The organism is Roseivivax isoporae LMG 25204 (assembly GCF_000521865.1).
Taxonomy (GTDB): Bacteria; Pseudomonadota; Alphaproteobacteria; order Rhodobacterales; family Rhodobacteraceae; genus Roseivivax; species Roseivivax isoporae.
The window spans coordinates 1-524 of sequence record NZ_JAME01000157.1 but is presented as its reverse complement, the minus strand read 5'-3'; the positions used below and the strand labels follow the sequence as shown (position 1 = coordinate 524).

Annotated in this window: 1 protein-coding gene and 1 pseudogene; both read right to left on the bottom strand. The window is 64.3% G+C overall.

The features are described 5' to 3' along the window. A partial coding sequence (locus tag RISW2_RS23135) for an ATP-binding cassette domain-containing protein (protein ID WP_043775968.1) occupies nucleotides 1–289 on the bottom strand: 289 nt, incomplete at its 3' end. Continuing rightward, a pseudogene (locus RISW2_RS25285) lies at nucleotides 286–524 on the bottom strand (amino acid ABC transporter permease); the annotation flags it as partial. The gene RISW2_RS23135 and the pseudogene RISW2_RS25285, both read right to left, overlap by 4 nt.

Genomic DNA, 524 nt, shown 5'->3' with positions numbered 1-524 from the left:
TGAAGTGCTGGAACACCATGCCGGCGTCGGTGCGCACGCCGTCCACGGCGCGCAGGTCGTCGCTCAACTCGACGCCGTTGACCACGATGGAGCCCTGCTGGTGGCGTTCGAGCCGGTTGATGCAGCGGATCATGGTGGACTTGCCCGAGCCGGACGGCCCGCAGATCACCAGGCGCTCGCCCGCCCGGACCTGCAGGTTGATGTCCTGCAAAACATGGAAGTCGCCATACCACTTGTGCATGCCGGCGATGGCGATGGCGGGCGGCGTGGCGGCGGAAGGCGTGGTCATCGGAGTTCCCCTTTTTTGTAGCGGTGCTCCAGCCACATCGAATAGCGCGACAGGCCGAAGCAGATGCAGAAATAGATCGATGCGATGAAGAGATAGGTCTCGACGTAGGGCGTGGGCCAGGCCGGGTCGGTCAGCGCCGCGCGCCCGGAGCTGAGCAGGTCGAACAGGCCCACGATCAGCACCAGGCTGGTGTTCTTGATCATCACGATGGCGGTATTGGTGAGCGGCGCGATCA